This window comes from Solwaraspora sp. WMMD791, assembly GCF_029581195.1.
Lineage (GTDB): Bacteria > Actinomycetota > Actinomycetes > Mycobacteriales > Micromonosporaceae > Micromonospora_E.
Genome location: NZ_CP120737.1, coordinates 5,943,566 through 5,960,583, shown reverse-complemented (window position 1 = coordinate 5,960,583; position 17,018 = coordinate 5,943,566). Strand labels below are relative to the sequence as shown.

Annotated in this window: 16 protein-coding genes and 1 tRNA gene; 10 read left to right on the top strand and 7 right to left on the bottom strand. The window is 70.4% G+C overall.

What is annotated here, in order from left to right; genetic code table 11:
- Positions 1-189 precede the first annotated feature (189 nt).
- From O7623_RS26845 to O7623_RS26820, 6 genes are all read left to right on the top strand, one after another.
- Positions 190-1,023, top strand: coding sequence for an SDR family oxidoreductase (locus O7623_RS26845; RefSeq protein WP_282225728.1), 834 nt, complete (start codon positions 190-192; stop codon positions 1,021-1,023).
- 79 nt (positions 1,024-1,102) lie between these two features.
- Positions 1,103-1,939 carry a hypothetical protein gene (locus tag O7623_RS26840; protein ID WP_282225727.1) on the top strand — a complete coding sequence of 279 codons (837 nt, stop codon included), beginning with the start codon at positions 1,103-1,105 and terminating at the stop codon, positions 1,937-1,939.
- Positions 1,936-2,721, top strand: coding sequence for an aldolase/citrate lyase family protein (locus O7623_RS26835; protein WP_282225726.1), 786 nt, complete (start codon positions 1,936-1,938; stop codon positions 2,719-2,721). The genes O7623_RS26840 and O7623_RS26835 overlap by 4 nt, the downstream gene beginning before the upstream one ends.
- A 51-nt stretch (positions 2,722-2,772) precedes the next feature.
- Positions 2,773-3,567 carry a 2OG-Fe(II) oxygenase gene (locus O7623_RS26830; protein WP_282225725.1) on the top strand — a complete coding sequence of 265 codons (795 nt, stop codon included), beginning with the start codon at positions 2,773-2,775 and terminating at the stop codon, positions 3,565-3,567.
- An 80-nt stretch (positions 3,568-3,647) separates the two neighbouring features.
- The gene (locus O7623_RS26825) at positions 3,648-4,361 is read left to right on the top strand and encodes a hypothetical protein (protein WP_282225724.1); all 714 of its coding nucleotides are present in this window, start codon (positions 3,648-3,650) and stop codon (positions 4,359-4,361) included.
- Positions 4,362-4,419: 58 nt separating this feature from the next.
- Positions 4,420-5,259, top strand: a complete 840-nt coding sequence (locus O7623_RS26820) for a hypothetical protein (protein ID WP_282225723.1) — start codon at positions 4,420-4,422, stop codon at positions 5,257-5,259.
- A gap of 151 nt (positions 5,260-5,410) precedes the next feature.
- Here the strand turns inward: O7623_RS26820 and O7623_RS26815 are convergent.
- The 3 genes from O7623_RS26815 to O7623_RS26805 all read right to left on the bottom strand — a co-directional run bounded on the left by O7623_RS26815 (position 5,411) and on the right by O7623_RS26805 (position 9,766).
- Positions 5,411-5,487, bottom strand: a tRNA-Met gene (locus O7623_RS26815).
- 131 nt (positions 5,488-5,618) lie between these two features.
- Positions 5,619-8,612 carry a UPF0182 family protein gene (locus O7623_RS26810; RefSeq protein ID WP_282225722.1) on the bottom strand — a complete coding sequence of 998 codons (2,994 nt, stop codon included), beginning with the start codon at positions 8,610-8,612 and terminating at the stop codon, positions 5,619-5,621.
- Positions 8,613-8,743: 131 nt separating this feature from the next.
- Positions 8,744-9,766, bottom strand: coding sequence for a PDZ domain-containing protein (locus O7623_RS26805; RefSeq protein ID WP_282225721.1), 1,023 nt, complete (start codon positions 9,764-9,766; stop codon positions 8,744-8,746).
- Between the two features lie 126 nt (positions 9,767-9,892).
- Between O7623_RS26805 and O7623_RS26800 the strand changes: the two genes are divergently transcribed.
- Complete coding sequence (locus O7623_RS26800) at positions 9,893-11,230, top strand: zinc-dependent metalloprotease (protein WP_282225720.1); 1,338 nt, start codon at positions 9,893-9,895, stop codon at positions 11,228-11,230.
- Between the two features lie 25 nt (positions 11,231-11,255).
- Here the strand turns inward: O7623_RS26800 and O7623_RS26795 are convergent, their stop codons facing one another.
- On the bottom strand, positions 11,256-11,846 hold the full coding sequence (locus O7623_RS26795; RefSeq protein WP_282225719.1) for a hypothetical protein: 591 nt from the start codon (positions 11,844-11,846) through the stop codon (positions 11,256-11,258).
- 98 nt (positions 11,847-11,944) lie between these two features.
- On the bottom strand, positions 11,945-12,475 hold the full coding sequence (locus O7623_RS26790; protein WP_282225718.1) for a M48 family metallopeptidase: 531 nt from the start codon (positions 12,473-12,475) through the stop codon (positions 11,945-11,947).
- Between the two features lie 482 nt (positions 12,476-12,957).
- On the opposite strand from O7623_RS26790, the gene O7623_RS26785 reads away from it, so the two are divergent.
- From O7623_RS26785 to O7623_RS26775, 3 genes are all read left to right on the top strand, one after another.
- Entirely contained in the window at positions 12,958-13,125 is a 168-nt protein-coding gene (locus tag O7623_RS26785) for a DUF5679 domain-containing protein (protein WP_233606684.1), read from the top strand.
- Between the two features lie 192 nt (positions 13,126-13,317).
- Positions 13,318-14,382: a hypothetical protein gene (locus tag O7623_RS26780; RefSeq protein WP_282225717.1), complete on the top strand. Its 1,065-nt coding sequence runs from the start codon at positions 13,318-13,320 to the stop codon at positions 14,380-14,382.
- A gap of 10 nt (positions 14,383-14,392) precedes the next feature.
- Complete coding sequence (locus O7623_RS26775) at positions 14,393-15,721, top strand: AarF/ABC1/UbiB kinase family protein (RefSeq protein ID WP_282225716.1); 1,329 nt, start codon at positions 14,393-14,395, stop codon at positions 15,719-15,721.
- 352 nt (positions 15,722-16,073) lie between these two features.
- On the opposite strand, the gene O7623_RS26770 is transcribed toward O7623_RS26775, so the two are convergent.
- On the bottom strand, positions 16,074-16,478 hold the full coding sequence (locus tag O7623_RS26770) for a WhiB family transcriptional regulator (protein ID WP_282225715.1): 405 nt from the start codon (positions 16,476-16,478) through the stop codon (positions 16,074-16,076).
- A gap of 139 nt (positions 16,479-16,617) precedes the next feature.
- Positions 16,618-17,010: a hypothetical protein gene (locus O7623_RS26765; protein ID WP_282225714.1), complete on the bottom strand. Its 393-nt coding sequence runs from the start codon at positions 17,008-17,010 to the stop codon at positions 16,618-16,620.
- Positions 17,011-17,018: the final 8 nt, after the last annotated feature.

The following is a 17,018-nucleotide window of genomic DNA, read 5'->3' as shown; positions in this document are numbered from 1 at the left end:
GCCCCGGCCACCGGACGAGTCGCCGCAGGTCACGACACCGCACAGGATAAGAAGCTCAAAAGACCGTAATGTGCTCTAATCATGCGATAGCACGTATTCGGGATCTGCTCCTAGACAATCGCCCGGTAAACATTGATCGATTTCCGTGATATTCCTGCGTCACGACGACGTTTCACGTTTGGAGTCACGATGGAGGACCGCCAGGCAGGCGTCCGATCGCTGGCCGAGTGGACGCATCTACGTCCGGAACACCTCTTCGACCTGTCCGGCCGTACCGCCCTCGTCACCGGTGCCGCCGGCGGCCTGGGCCAGTGGCTCGCCGCCGGCCTCGCCGCCGCCGGAGCCCACACCGTCCTCACCGACCGCGACGCCGAACGGCTGAAGATCACCGCCGACGCGTTGTCGCCGCACGCCGACACCAGCACCGACGTGGCCGACCTGCACGACCAGCAGGACTGCCAGGAGTTGATCGACCGGACCGTCGAGCGTTGCGGCCGGCTCGACGTGCTGATCAACTGCGCCGCCGTCAACAGCAGGTCACCGACGCTCGACGTCGACCAGTCCACCTACGACCGGATCATGGACAACGACCTGAAGGTCCCGTTCTTCCTCGCCCAGGCCAGCGCCCGGCACATGATCGACCAGGGCGGCGGCTCGATCGTGCACGTCGGCTCGATCAACAGCAGTTTCGGGCTGGCGCGGGTCGCCGTCTACGGTGCCGCCAAGGCCGCACTGTCCCAGCTCACCCGGGTGCAGGCGGTGGAGTGGGGGCGGCACCGGATCCGGGTCAACTGCCTGGCCCCGGGGTTCCTGAAAACTCCGTTGTCGGAGCCGCTCTGGGCGGACCCGGCGATCGCCGACTGGATCCTCACCCGGGTCCCGCTGGCCCGCCCCGGCCTCCCGCACGAGATGACCGGCCTGCTCCTGCTGCTCGCCTCCGACGCCGGCGCGTTCCTGACCGGGCACACCTTCTACGCCGACGGGGGCTTCCTCGCCGGTGGCAACTGGTCGATTCACGACTGACACTTGCGCAACAGACATTGTCTCAGGACGATGGACTGACACGTTTCATCAGCTGACATTGGACCCGGGGTCCCGCTGCATGATCAAACATACCCGACGTCCGGACGCCGACACCGCAGGAACGGTTTCACTCTGGCTGTTCGGCGCGTTCACTCTGGTCGCACTTCCAATCGGGGTCTTCAACCTGTTCACCACCGCCCCGGTGGAGCTGCCCGTCGAGTTGACCATCGGCTACATGTTCGCGACATTGACTGCTTTTGCGGCGTACGTCCATGGTCGGCTCGACCACGTCGCCGAACAGCAGGCGAACATCCTCAACCAGCCGGCACAGGGCGTCGAAGTGTTCCACACCAGTGAAAAATTCCTCGAAAAGCTCATCGAGATCAGCATCGGGGCCGAGACGGTCAGCACCCTCAACCTCTCCCCGGCGCGAGGCGAGCACAGCAACCTCGACGTCTACTTCCAGCGCCTGCACGCCTACATCCGCGCCAAGCGCTCCCCGCTGCGCAGCTTCCGCAGCATCGCCAGCATCGACAGCAACCAGAAGCTCCGCTTCCTGCTGGCCCGCTCGCTGGAGCTGACCGCCACCGGCCGGGCGTCGTTCGCCGTGTTCCGCCAGACGACCACCGGGCCGCTGCTGCACCCGCTGAGCATGCACATCACCGTCAAGGACGGTCAGTCGTTCGTCTTTTTGTTCCCGCCGGTCAACCTCACCGGGGCGATGGACTCCGTACTCATTCGCAACGAAGCGGTCGCCCAGGTGATGCTCGGCCACTTCGACAAGCTGTGGCACGCCGCCCTGCACATCAACGAAGGTCGCCGGGTCTATGCGGCGAACCTCGACCTGCTCGCCGACCTGCACCCCGAACTGCGGGACACCGACGAATTCCACCGACTCAGGGAAATTGGATCATGACGTTGTCCGCACTGCCGAACCGGCTCGCCACCGCACCACCACTGATCGGCACCCTGGTGACGATGGAAAATCCAGAAGCCGCCGAAGCACTCGCCATCAGCGGAATGCACTGGCTGTTCGTCGACGCCGAACACTCCCCCACCCTCGACACCCGATCGATTCAACGGATCACCCAGGCGGTCGCCGGACGCGCGTACGTGATCGCCCGGATCCCGGTCGCCGACGAAGGCTGGATCGCCCGGATCCTCGACAGCGGCGCCGACGGCGTCATCGTGCCGCACGTACGCTCCGCCGACGACGCCCGCCGCTGGGTCCGGGCAGCGAAGTACCCGCCGCTGGGCACCCGCGGCGTCGGCATCGCCCGCGCCCACGGCTACGGCATGGACCTGGCCGGCTACCTGTCCCGCGCCAACGACGCCACCGCGCTGATCCTGCAGATCGAGGACGCCGAAGCGGTCCGCCACATCGACGACATCGTCGCCGTACCCGGCTACGACGCCGTTTTCATCGGCCCCTACGACCTGTCCGGCAGCATGGGCCGGCTCGGCAAGGTCGACGACCCGGCGGTCCGCGCCGCCGTCGCACAGGTCCGCGCCGCCTGCGGTGCCGCCAAGGTGCCGTTCGGCATCTTCTCCGGCACCGCCGACGGAGCCGCCGACGAGCTGGCGCACGGTGCCAGCTTCGTCGCCATCGGCTCCGACATCGGGCTGATGGCCGGCACCGCCCGGGCCACCCTGGACAGCCTGCACCGCAAACGGCACCCCGACGACCAGCGGGAGTGACCGACGACCATCAGTCACCGACACCCACCGGCCACCGACGACCACAACTGAATGGAGACGGCCGTGTTCCTGGACTCCCCCACCCTGGACACCGCTACCCTCGACGCCCTGACCAGTGGGAAAGCCCTGATCGCCCGGGTGCGCCGCTACACCCCGGCGCAGGTCTGCGCCGACATCGTCCCCGCACTGCTGCACCACCTGGACCGGGCCGCCGGCGCCACCAGCCGGATCTACCGCAGCAACGTCGGCACCTTCAGCGAAGCCCAGAAGGACACCGAGGCCCTGGCCCGCTACCGGTCCCGCGCCGTCGACACGTTGCGCGCCGTCCGCGCCAGCTGCGCCCCGTACGCCTCCCCCGTCGACCGGCTCCGCTGCGAACTGGACGAGATCTGGCCGGCCGGCAGCCAACTGCTGCGCCACGACGGCGCACCACTGGTCTTCGGGATGCTGCGGATCTGGCAGGACGGCGCACACGCCCTGCCGCACATGGACATTCTGGCCCGGGCCGCACCCCGGGTGCCTGAGGCCCACCACTTCACCGGCCAGCTCGGCGTCAACCTGTTCCTGCAGGTGCCGGCCGGCCACGACGACGGACTACTGCAACTGTGGGACGTCGACCCGTACACAGTCGACCGGACCGACCACGGCGTCGCCGGCACCTACGGCTACCGCCGCGACCTGCTGGGTGAACCAGCCGTCTCCCTGGCGCCGCGCACCGGCGACCTCGTCCTGCTGCGCAGCGACCGGGTGCACGCCGTCACCCCCACCCACCACGGCCGCCGCGTCACACTGTCCGGCTTCATCGGGTACGCCGACCCGCCCGCCCCGCTGCGGCTGTGGAGCTGAGCGCCCCGCCGCGCCGCGCCGGTGGAGCTGACCGCCGCGACCCACCGGTACGCTGGCACCAGACTTCTACCGTCGACGATATGACCAACGGACCGGGTGAGTTCGACCTGGCGGCGCGACGGCAACAGTTCCGTGACTACCGGCGCCGCGAACGGCGCGCCCGCCTGCGCCGGGCGCTGCTGCCCAGCGCCGCCATCCTCGCCTGCCAGCTGGCGATGATCGTCGCGTTCGGGGTGCTCGGCCGGCACGTGTCGCGGGTCACCCAGGTCGAGGGCGACCTGCACCGGGCCATGCTGTTCGGTGCGCTGGTCACCGTCGCCGGCATCGCCGGGGTGATGGTCGTGTTCAACCGGTTGGTCGACGAGGACGACCTCGGGGCGGCGCTGCTGACCGGGGTGCTGCTGGTCGCCGCCGCCGGCTACGCCTTCTGCGTGTCGGTCTCCGCGCACCACGACCGGGAAATCCTCCGTATAGGGCCATCCGCCGTCGCCGTGGTGACCGAGGTGTCCCAGACCTACCAGCCGCTGCCGGGGTTCGGGGATCCGTACCAGTCCTACCGGATGCGGCTGGTCGACGGTGACCAGCGGGAGTTCACCGTCTCCGGCGACGTCGGCGAGTTCCAGCTCGACGAGCGGACCAAGGTCCAGGTCGACCCGGCCGGCATCCTCTACCCGAAACTGCCCCGCGACGTCGCACCCGACCACACCTGGCTCTGGATCGCCGGCGCGATCCCGGTCACCCTCGCCGTCGCCAGCGCCGCCCTGCTCTTCACCGCCCTGTGGCGGGAATGGTAGGAGCGGCATGATGCCGCCCGGGGCAGACATCGGCACCGGCCAGGTGAATGATGGCCCGGTGAGCGAGTACCAGTTCTACGACTTCCTTGCCATCGACCGGCCGCTCGACAAGCGACAGCAGGCCGAACTCCGTGAACTGTCGACCCGTGCGGAAATCACCGCCACCAGTTTCACCAACTCGTACGAGTGGGGTGACCTCAAGGCCGACCCCCTGGCCATGGTCGAGGAGTACTTCGACGCGCACCTCTACTTCACCAACTGGGGCACCCGGCAGCTGGTGCTCCGGCTGCCGCTGCGGTTGCTCGACCTGACGACTGCCCAGCAGTACTGCTGGGCCGAACCGGCCGAGGCGTACCAGTCGGACGACCACCTCATCCTCAACTTCACCAGCTCGGACGAGGACGCCGACGACGACAGTATCGACCGCGACGGTGAAGGCTGGCTCGCCGACATCGTCGGTGTCCGCGACCAGCTCGCCGCCGGCGACCACCGCGCCCTCTACCTGGCCTGGCTGTTCCTCATTCAGGGCGGCGAGTTCGGCGACGAAGCGACCGAGCCGCCGGTGCCGGCCGGACTCGGCCGGCTCACCGGGGCGCTGCGCGAATTCGCCGAGTTCCTGCGGATCGACCCGGACCTGATCGCGGCGGCCGCCCAGGCCAGCGCCCCGGTGACGCCGCAGGCCGCCGCCGACCCGGCCGAACTGGCCGGCTGGGTGGCCCAGTTGCCCATCGAGGCCAAGGACACCGCGCTGGTCGAACTGCTCTGCGGCGACGGCCCGACGGTCACCGCCGAGCTGCGCCGACGGTTCCGGGCCGACACCGGCAAGCTGGCGGAGAACACCGTCACTTCCCGCACGATCGGCCAGCTGCTCGACATCGCCGAATCGCTGCGAAGTTAGTTGGCTTTGTTTACGTCCGGGTCCCAGGCGCTCCGTCTGGGCCCGGGCGCATTGTCCAGCCATCTAGGGCCCAGGCGGGAAACCGGCCTGGACGGGAAACGGTACGCACACGAAACGGCCCGCCAGGGAATCCTTGGCGGGCCGTTCACCGTGGTAGCGGGGACAGGATTTGAACCTGCGACCTCTGGGTTATGAGCCCAGCGAGCTACCGAGCTGCTCCACCCCGCGGCGATGCGTTAACACTAGCGCACACCGTCCGGCCGCCGCAAAACGACCCCCAACTCCCCCGCGATCTTGCACTTATCGTTGGACAATACGGACATATCTTCTCGATAAGTGCAAGATCGCGGGGGCAGTGGTCAGCCGGTGGGAGAAGGATCAGCGGCGGGCGGCGGTGCAGCCGCGCCGCCGATCCCGGCAGCCCGCTGGGCCTCCTGGAACGCCGTCATCGCCGCATCGAGCCGGGCCAGCGCCTCGCCGTACCGCTGGAAGTCACCTGCCGCCTGCGCGGCGCGGGCCTCGTCGATCGCGGCACTGACCTCGGCGGCCGCCGCCTGCAGCTCCGGCGTCACCAGACCGGGATCACCGGTCGGCGGAGTCGGAGTCGTCGGGCTCGGCGTGCCGCCCGGCTCCTCACCCTCGCCCTCGCCTTCCTCACCCTCCGGCGGGGTCGTCGGCGCACCGCCCTGCTCGGCCTGCTCGATCAGCTGCCGGATGCCGTCCTGCACGCTGTTGGCGAGCACCACGTACGAACCGCCGTCACCGTAGGAGAGCAGCACCCGCTGCAGCAACGGGTACGCGTTCGTCTGGTTGCTCTTCACGTACACCGGCTCGACGTAGAGCATGCCGTTGCCGAACGGCAGCGACAGCAGGTTGCCGTACTGCACCTGGGCCTGGTTCGACGACAGCAGGTTCAGCTGCTGGCGGATCGCCGCGTTGTTGGTCATCCGCTGGTGCACCTGCACCGGGCCGGAGACCGCCGTCTGGTCCGGCAACTCCAGCACCTGCAGCTGCGGCTGCCCGTCGACGTACGAACCGGAGATCAACGCGGCCAGGTTCTGCCGGCCGGCCGGGGTCACCGCCGAGGTCAGCTGGAACCGCGGCTCGTCCTGCTCCGGCCACTGGGTCATCAGGTAGTACGGCGGCTGCTTGACCCCGCTGTCCGGCGAGTCCGGGACGTTGGGCACCTCCCAGAAGTCCTGCCCGGAGAAGAACTCCGCCGGGTTGGTGACGTGGTAGCGGGCCAGCAGGTTGCGCTGCACCTTGAACAGGTCCGCCGGGTAGCGGAAGTGGTCGACCAGCGACTGCGGCGTCTCCGCCTTCGGGATCACCAGGTCACCACCGAACGCCGCGTTCCAGGCCTTGAGCACCGGGTCGTTCTCGTCGAACTCGTACAGCCGCACCGTGCCGTCGTAGGCGTCGACGGTCGCCTTGACCGAGTTACGGATGTAGTTGACGTTCTCCCGGGCCAGCACGAACGTGCCCTGGCCGGTGAGCTCGTCGGCCGTCTCCACCTGCAGGTTGACCCGCTCCGAGTACGGGTAGGTCGCCGAGGTGGTGTAGCCGTCCACGATCCACTGGATGCGCCCGTCGACCACCGCCGGGTACGGGTCGCCGTCCAGCGTCAAGAACGGCGCCACCTTCTCCACCCGGTCACGGGGGTTACGCACGTACAGCAGCTTGGAGTTGTCGTTGACCGCGTCGGAGAGCAGGAAGTTGGTCTCCTGCTCCTTGATGGCGTACAGCAGCTTGCGGCCGAACGAACCGATCTCCACGCCGCCTTCGCCGGTGTACGTGTAGTACTGCTCGCCGCCGCTGTCCGTCGGCCGGTCGAACTCGACGTTGCTCTCGCCGGGCGAGCCGACGATCGCGTAGTCGGTGCCGTCCATCTGCTCGCCGTAGTAGATCCGCGGCTGCTCGACCGGGATCTCCTCGGTCGACGACGAACACTGCTCCTGTGCCTGGTCACCGAGGAAGCCGGAGACGAAGTACGGCTGCCCGCCGCAGACCACCCGGTTGGCCGGTGCGCCGACCATGCCGTACCCGTGGGTGAAGACCGTGTGGCGGTTGAGCCAGTTGCTCTGCTGCTCGGTCAGCTCGCCGTAGTTGATCTCCCGCATGCCCACGACGTAGTCCTGGGTCTGCTCGTCGATGGTGTAGCGGTCGATGTCCAGCTTGGTGCCGAAGTCGTAGAAGCCCCGGACCTGCTGCAACTGGGTGTAGGTCTCGGAGACCAGCTGCGGGTCCAGCAGCCGGATGTTGGGCACCACGGCGGTGTCGGTGGCCAGGCTCTCCGGCGGGGTCAGGTTCGTTGCCGGGTACGGCGTCTGCTCGCTGATGTCGAGCCCGAACGCTTCCCGGGTGGCGACGATGCCGCGCTCGATGAACTGGGCCTCCTTGTCCCGCAGGCTCGGGTTGACCTCGAAGGTCTGCACCGCCCACGGGTAGATGCCGCCGATCGCCACCGCCGAGATGCCCAGCAGGGCCAGCGAGATGCCCGGCCAGACCAGGTTACGCATCACCGCGTTGGAGAAGACGATGATCGCGATCGCCACGACGATCGAGATGTAGGCCAGGATCTCCTTGGCCGGCAGCAGCGCGTTGATGTCGGCGTAGCCGGCGCCGTAGATGCGGGCCTGCTCGTTGTACTCCAGCAGCATGCCGCGCCGGTCCAGCACGTACGCCACGGCCTTGAGCAGTACGAAGACCGCGACCAGCGTGGTCAGGTGGGCCCGCGCGGCGTTCGTCATCCGGTCGCCGATGCCCTGCAGGCGTACGCCGCCGTAGATGTAGTGCATCGCCAGACCGCCGAGCACCGACAGCACCACGGCGGTGAACGCCAGGCCGAGCAGGTAGCGCAGGAACGGGTACTCGAACACGTAGAAGCCGATGTCGATGCCGAACTCCGGGTCGGTGATGCCGAACTCCTGGGAGTTGCGGAACAGCAGCCACTGGCTCCAGCGGTTCTGCGCGGAGAGCCCGGCGAAGAGGCCGACCAGCGCCGACAGCACCGCGATCCAGACGCCGATACGCGGCGTCAGCAGCATCCGGTACCGCTCCAGGCTGACCTGTTCCGGCGAGTGCGGGCGCAGGGTGGGCCGCAACCGGTACGCCAGCCACAGGTTGACGGCGATGACCAGGGCGACCGCCAGCCCGACGACGGCGAACAGCAGCAGCCGGGTGAACAGCACGCCGGTGAAGACCCCGGTGAAGTCCACTTCCTGGTACCACAACCAGTCGGTCCAGGCGTTCACCCCCCAACCGAGCAGGGTGAAGAGAAGGAAGATCCCGATCAGTACGCCGACCGTGACGCGGCCACGACGGCTCATTCCGGGCATAGGGCTGCTACGCATGACCACGATTGGCACTCCGCACGTTGGTGTGATCCGCTGGCGATCAGGCACCAAGACTACGGGGTGTGTCCACCTCAAGGCCGGTTGAGGTCAGGCTGACCGGTGTCAGCCGCCCGCGCCCGGCGGTGGTGTCAGCCGTCGCAGAGCGCCGGCTGGCGCCCGGCGCGCAGGTCCGCCAGCGCGTCGAGCGCCTCGTCGAGCGTCGCCACCCGCAGCAAGGGCAGATCCGGTACGGCGTTCGCCACCGCCTCGGCGCAGTTCGCCTCGGGCACCAGGAACGCCACCGCACCGGCCGACTTCGCCCCGACCAGCTTCTGCGGGATGCCGCCGATCGCGCCGACGTTGCCCTGCTCGTCGATGGTGCCCGTACCAGCGATGATCTTCCCGCCGGTGAGATCCTCCGCCTCGATCTTGTCGATGATGCCCAGGGCGAACATCAGCCCGGCGCTGGGCCCGCCGATCTCGTCCAGGTCGATGGTCAGCTCGAACGGCCGGGGCTGGTCCTCGGTGATCTCGACGCCGATCCGGGGTGGGCCGCCGTCGGTGGCCCGGGTGGTGATCTCGGCGGTGCCGGGCTGGTCGGCACGGGTGTAGCCGACGGTCAGCGTGGTCCCGACCGGCTGCGCCCGGATCAGCTCGGTCAGCTGGGTGGCCGAGGTGACCGGCGCACCGTCGACCGAGGTGATCACGTCGTCGGTCTGCAGCCGCCCCACCGACGGCCCGTCCGGCGTGACCGCCCGCACCAGCACCTGCACCGGGTAGCCGAGCTGGCGCAGCGCGGCGGTCTCGGCGCTGGTCTGCGAGGCGGCGAAGTCCTCCGCGTTGCGCTCCTCGACCTCCTCGCGGGTCTGCCCCGGCGGATAGATCACGTCGTACGGCACGACCGCCTCGGAGTCGCTCCACCAGCCGGCGATCGCCTCCCGCAACCCCACGTTGGGCCGTACGCCGACCGTGGTCAGCCGCAGCTGGCCGGCCGAGGTCGAGGTGTCGACGCCGGAGATCTGGATGACGTCCTCGCCGTCGTCGGCGCCGAGGGTGTCCACCGTCGGGCCGGGACCCAGCACCACGTACGGCACCGGGGCGGCGAACACCCCGTACGCGAGCAGTGCGGTGAGCAGCGCGCCGAGGAGGACCGTGACACCGCGACGTCTCATGCGCCGAGCGTACCGATCGCCGTCGCGTCGGATGCCGCCGCAGCCGGGGTTCCCACCCGGTCCGCTTCGCGCTGAGCGGAACTCAGCTGGCCTGTCCGGCGGTGCCGGCCGCGTACCGTGGGGGACGTGCCTGATATTCCGTTCGGCTTCCAGCTTCCCGGAGGCCAACCGCCAGACCCCAACGACCCGCAGCAGCTGCAGCAGTTCATGGCGCAGCTGCAGCAACTACTCGCCGCGCCGGGCAGCGGCCCGGTGAACTGGGATCTGGCCCGCCAGGTGGCGGCCAGCCAGCTCTCCGCCCAGGGTGACCCGGCGGTCAACCCGCACGAGTGGCACACCGTCTCGGAGGCGCTGCGCGTGGCCGACCTGTGGCTGGAGTCGTCGGCGGCGCTGCCGTCGGGGATCCGCACGTCGGTGGCGTGGAACCGCAACGAGTGGATCTACCGGACGCTGGACGTCTGGCGCAAACTCTGCGACCCGGTGGCCGGACGGATGGTCGGCGCGATGGGTGACCTGGTGCCGCCAGAGGCGCGCGGCCAGCTCGGGCCGATGCAGGCGATGATGACGACGCTCGGCGGCGCGCTGTTCGGCGGCCAGCTCGGTCAGGCGCTCGGTTCGCTCGCCACCGAGGTGCTCTCGGCCAGCGACATCGGGCTGCCGCTGGGACCGGCCGGCACGGCCGCGCTGCTGCCGGCCAACATCAAGACGTACGGTGCCGGGCTCGAACTGCCCGAGGACGAGGTCCGCCTCTACGTGGCGCTGCGCGAGGCCGCCCACCAGCGGCTGTTCGAGCACGTGCCGTGGCTGCGCGGGCACGTGCTGGCGGCGGTGGAGACGTACGCCTCGGGGATCACCGTCAACCGGGAGGCGATCGAGGACGCGCTCGGCCGGGTCGACCCAACCAACCCGGAGTCGATGCAGGAGATCGCCATGGAGGGGATCTTCACGCCGGAGGACACCGCCGCGCAGAAGGCCTCGCTGGCCCGGATCGAGACCGTACTGGCCCTCATCGAGGGCTGGGTGGGCCACGTCGTGGACAGCGCGTCGGCCGACCGGCTGCCGAACGTGGTGAAGCTGGCCGAGGCGTTCCGCCGGCGGCGGGCCGCCGGCGGCCCGGCGGAGCAGACCTTCGCCGCGCTGGTCGGGTTGGAGCTGCGTCCCCGCCGGCTGCGGGAGGCCGCGGCGTTGTGGGCCGCGCTGACCACCCACCGGGGCGTCGACGGGCGGGACGCGGTCTGGAGCCACCCGGATCTGCTGCCGTCGGACGCCGACTTCGCCGACCCGGACGCGTTCGCGCGCGCCACGTTCGACTTCGATCTCGGCGACATCGACTTCAGCTCGTCGCCGCCGGAGCCACCGGCCCGGCCTGACGCGCAGGCCGGACCCGACGCACCGCAGGCTGGACCGGATGACAAGCCGGAGGCTGGACCGGACGCGGGAGCCGGACCGGACAAGCCGCAGTAGGCGGCGGCCGGTGTCGACGTGGCGCTCAGCCGGCGGTCAGCAGGGACCGGGTGGTCTCCCAGCCCTCGACCGCCGGGTCGAGGGCGGCCAGGTCGGCCGGGCCCCGCAACCGATGCCACGCCGGTGTCACCGCCACCAGTGCCCGGCGCGGCGCGGCGGCCCGCAGCAGTTCCGGGTCGGCGGTCAGCTCCAGCGGTGGCAGCCAGTCCGGGGCCGGTAGGCGGGCGGCCACGCCGAGCAGTCCGCCGCCGTGCGCCGGTGCGACGGCCACCGGTCGGGTGGTGATCGGCCGCAGCAGTTTGCCGATCAGCAGGCCCGGCAGGTCGGGTGCGTCCGCCGCGAGCACCGCCGCCTGGTCGTAGCCGTCGGCCGCCACGGCGCTCAGCGCGGCGCTGACCGAAGCCTCGGGCAGGGTGTGGATCGGCATGTCCGGCCAGGCGATCGACCGGGCCAGTGGCAGGTCCTCGGCGGCGGCGGCGATCGCCGGTTCCAGCTGGCTGAGCGTGGCGAGCAGGTCGACCATGTCCTCGGCCAGGGCGGCCCGCCAAGTGGCGGGGTCGGTGCCGGGCGGCGACCAGCCGACCGGACTGAGCAGGATCACCACGGCGCGACGCACCCGCCCACTCTAGTGGGGTGGCGCGGATCGCTTCCGGTGCGGCAGTGCGGATGCCGGTGCGGCGCTGCCGGGGTCGCGGGGGCGGTCAGGCGGGCCGGTCAGTCGGCCAGTACGAAGCCGGTCGCGGCAGCCACACCCTCCAGATAGCCACGGGCCCGCTCGGCCTTGGGGTAGCGCCCGACGAGCTCCCAGAATCGGGCGTTGTGGCTGGGCACGACCAGGTGCGCCAGCTCGTGCAGCAGCACGTAGTCGATCACCCAGTCGGGCATCTCCTGGATTCGGTGGGAGATGCGGATGGTGCGGTCCGCCGGGGTGCACGACCCCCAGCGGCTGTTCTGGTTGGTGACCCAGCGCACGCTGGCGAGCTCGGCCACCCGGGCGTGCTCGGGCAGGTAGCGGTCGACGAGCCGGCGGGCCCGGCCGACGAGTTCGCTGTCCGAGCGCCGTAGTCGCTCCTCGCGGGCGGCGAGGCGAGCAAGCATCCGGTCGACCCACTCACTCTCCTCGGCCCGGGAGAACTGGTCCGGGATGAGGATGACGACCCGTTCGCCTTCCCGGTACGCGGACACCGTCCGGCGCCGGCGCTGACTGCGCCGCACCTCGACGACCGGCTTGCGCGCCCCCGCCATCAGCGGCCCGCGCAGCCCCGGGTTTCGCTCACGATGGCACGCTAATCCGTACTGACCAGGTGAACGCAAGAGGCAACACGGCGTAGCGCGCCGGAATCACCCCTTTTGGGGTCGATTGTCGCGAAAAAAGTTAACCACTCGACCGCCCCACCTGGCGCCCGAGCCGCTGTCGATCACCGTAGGCGATCGCGAAGAACTTTTCACCTCCACCCCCCGTCGAGAGGGCACTCGCGGAGCTTCTACCGGCGTGTCACTGCGAATCTGACTTATCCGATGTATTCCGGCATGCACACTCTCGACGTCGACTTACTCACAGTGTCGGCGAATTGTTGACATGGAACCGCCCAGTCCTGGGTAGGGTCCGCGGACCAGCGGTCAACAGTGGCCGTGGAGAAATCCCAGCGCGCGGCGCCGCAACGGTGGCCGCGAGCGGGTGCACGCCGGGTCTGCAACCACCCGGCGACGAGACGAGGAGGGGCACCGTGGCCGACCAGGCCCAGACCTACAACGGTTACTGCGTGAAGTGCAAGGAAAAGCGCGACTTCGAGGGCACCGTCGAGGTGTCGAAGACCGGCATGAACATGGCCAAGGGCAAGTGCCCGGTCTGCGGCACAACAGTGAACCGGATCTTGGGCAAGGCCAAGGTCTGAACCGGAGCTGCGGGAAGGGGCGGCTGCGGCCGCCCCTTCCCGCTGCGCACCGTCGGTGACGAGACCCGCCAACAGAGTTACCGGCGGGTTGTGGATAACTCACCGATTCCTGTGGACAACCGAGGGTACGGCGGCCACCGGCTGTGGACAACGATCCGCGCACCGTTCCGTTACGGTGACAGCCTGTCATTCATGACCGCCGACCCCTTGCTCCGGCCGACCCTGCTGCCCGGTTTGGCCCGCCTCTGGCGCGATCCGCACACCCTGCAGCTCGGCGCCGACCCCACCCACGCCGTCCTGCTCGAACTCGCCGACCCGGCCCTGTCCCGGCTGCTCGACACCCTCGACGGCAGCCGCCCCGCCCGCGCCGTCCTCGACGTCGCCGGCCGGCTCGGGGTCCCCCGGGAGCAGGCCCAGCAGTTGCTCGACACGCTCGCCGGCCACGGACTCGTCGTCGGCGCGCACACCCTGCTCCCGGCGAACCTGCCCGCACCGGCCCGACGCCGGCTCACCACCGAAGCGGCCGCACTGGCGCTGCGCCGGCCGGGCAGCGCCGACACACCCGCCCAGATCCTCCGGCGCCGCCAGCGCGCCCGGATCGTGCTGGCCGGTCGGGGCCGGCTCGTCCGGCCGCTCGCCGTCGCCCTGGCCGAATCCGGGATCGGGCACCTCGGCCTCGACCTGCCCGCACCGGAACACGTCCGGGACGAGGTCACCCGCGCGGTCGAGCAGGTCGCCCCGGAGACCCGCACCGCCCCGGTACGGCCCGGCCCGCTCGGTACGGCCGACCTGGTCGTCCTGCTCGGCGTCGACCGCCCGGCCAACCTGGTCGCGGCGGGTCTCGCCCGCCGCCGGCAGGCGCACCTGCTGATCGACGTCCGGGACCGCACACCGGTGGTCGGCCCGCTCGTACCTGCCCTCGGCGCGCCCTGCCTGCACTGCCTCGACCTGCACCGGCAGGACCGTGACCCGGGCTGGCGGCAGCTCGCCGCCCAGTTGTGCGCGATCGGCCCGGCGACCACCTGCGACGCCGCCACCCTGCTCGCCGCCGTGAGCATCGGCACCGCCGAGATCCTGAGTTTCGTCGACGGTGGGAGCCCGGAGACCGTCGGAGCGGCGGTCGAGGTGCACGCCCCCGCCCAGCTGCGCCGACGGGCCTGGTCGGTCCACCCGCGCTGCCCCTGCCAGCGACGGCCGGCACCCCGCCGTGGCATGAGCCACGCTCAGGGAGGGGTCACCGTACGCGATCGTCGGTAACAATGGCCAGGTGACCGATATCCCGCGCTGGGCCGTGTCCAGGACCGCCAAGCTCGCCGCGCTGCCGCTGGGCTTCGCCGGCCGTACCGTCCTGGGGCTGGGCAAGCGGGTCACCGGGCTCGCCTCCGACGTGATCTCCACCGAGATCCAGGAACGCACCGCCGAGCAGCTGTTCAGCGTGCTCGGGCAGCTCAAGGGCGGTGCGATGAAGGCCGGCCAGGCGTTGTCGGTGTTCGAGGCGGCGCTGCCCGAGGAGCTGGCGGCGCCGTACCGGCAGGCGCTGACCAAGCTCCAGGAGGCCGCCCCGCCGCTGCCGGCCGGCAGCGTGCACAAGGTCCTCGCCGAGCAGCTCGGTGCCGACTGGCGGGAGAAGTTCGTCGAGTTCGACGACCACCCGGCCGCCGCCGCCAGCATCGGGCAGGTGCACCGGGCGCGCTGGCACGACGGCTCGCCCGAGGGCCGGCCGGTCGCGGTCAAGGTGCAGTACCCGGGGGCCGGCGACGCGTTGCTCGCCGACTTCAAACAGCTGTCCCGACTCAGCACCATGTTCCGGGCGATCCAGCCGGGGCTGGACATCAAACCACTGCTCAACGAGCTGCGGGACCGGCTCGCCGAGGAGCTGGACTACGAGCTGGAAGCCGAGTCGCAACGGGCGTTCGCGGCGGCGTACGCCGACGACGACCAGATCCGGGTGCCGGCGGTGCTCGCCGCGGCCCCCCGGGTCCTGGTCACCGAGTGGATCGACGGTACGCCGCTGTCGAAGATCATCTCAGCGGGCAGCACCGAGGAACGCGACCGGGCCGGGCTGCTGATGGCGGTGCTGCACTTCTCCGCGCCAGCGCGGGCCGGGCTGCTGCACGCCGACCCGCATCCGGGCAACTTCCGGCTGATGGCCGACGGCCGACTCGGGGTGGTCGACTTCGGCGCGGTCGCCCGGCTGCCCGGCGGGCATCCGGAGCCGATCGGGCGGCTGGTCCGGCTGGCGCTCGACGGCGACGCCGACGCGGTGGTGGCCGGGCTGCGAGACGAGGGTTTCATCAAGCCCGACGATCCGATCGACGCGCCCGCGGTGCTCGAGTTCCTGCTGCCGATGCTGGCGCCGCTGGCCGCCGAGGAGTTCCAGTTCACCCGGCAGTGGCTGCGGGAGGAGGCGGCCCGACTGGCCAACCCGAAGTCGCCGGCGTACCAGTTGAGCCGGCATTTGAACCTGCCGCCGGCGTACCTGCTGATCCACCGGGTGACGCTGGGCTCGATCGGGGTGCTCAGCCAACTGGAGGCCCGAGCGGCGTACCGCGAGGTCGTCCAGCAGTGGCTGCCCGGCTTCGCGCCAGTCGATTGAAACAGTGGGGAAAGAAGCGGGCCGCGCAGTGCGGGCACTGCGCGGCCCGGTAGCCGACAAGTGTCGTGAGTGCCGGTGGCGCACCGTGCCGGTGCGCCACCGGCGCGGTCAGCGCCCGCCGAGCGCGCGGGCCCAGTGCTGCCGGGCCTGCATCGCGACGGTACGGGCGGGTCGGGTTGCCTCAGTACGCGTGGTGCCGGCCTGAGGCGATCGCATTCGCGCCCGGGAGAGCGCTTCGTAGAGCAGATGCATGACGGTTTCTCCAGTTACGGTCGGTGCGCTGTAGCCCGGTAGCGCCGGGCTGTCGGTTCGGGCCGGCGGTGCGCCGGCGATCCTCGTTGTCGGGTGCATGTCAGGCCGCCACCTTCACGGCCCGACGGGAGTCGCGGACTCCGTTCGCAGCCATCCGGGCCTCGACCTCGACCTGCAGGGCGGCGTCGCGGGCCAGGTCCTCCTTGCGGGGGCGGCCACGCGGCCGCTTGCGCGGCACGACCGCGCCCCGCTCGAAGATCTCGCCGCCCCAGACGCCCCACGGCTCGGCCCGCTCGACCGCGCCGGCCAGGCACTCCACCCGCAGTGGACAGTCCACGCAGAGCGACTTGGCCAGCTCCAGCTCGGTCGGGGAGTCGGAGAACCACAGGTCAGGGTCGAACTTCCGGCACGGCAGGCCTGCCAGCACATCCGGCTGGCCGGTTCCGGCCGGCCGGCAACCCGGCTGGGAGACGCTGCGGTCGAGAGTGGCCAACGCCAGACTCATCGCCCGGTCACCTCTTTCTTTCGCTTCGATCTCGTAGATCGCTTCCGACGTGCTCGTACCTGTGCGGTCGCAAAAATTAAGGCCGCGGATCCCGGTTACGGGTTCCGCGGCCTCGAGGTGAGCCGGTTGGTCTGGTGGGTCAGACCGGCCTTCCTCGAGGGGGAACACCGCGGGCAGCATCCATGAACGGCTTCTTGGCCGTCGGGATGGTGGTGCGGACGCTGCCTTCGGAGCTGCTGATGCCATTGGTCGCCGTCACTACCGACGCACCACGGTGCCGCAGCCATGCCTGGGCCACCTGGGCCCGCTCGGCACCGACCCGACGCCGCGCGGCCAGGCCGGCGGACGCCTCGGTCACTCCGAGTGGGAGCTGGTGGAACTGCTGGGACTGGGCCTGGTGCGCCCCGGATCCTCCGGTGGGCGCGACAGCGGCCAGATAGCCGCCGACCGTCGGAGCGCAGGCAGCGGCCAGCGTCGACGTCGGGATCATGGTGATCTCCATCGTCGCCACCTCCTGCCTGAAACTCGTCACGGATAACC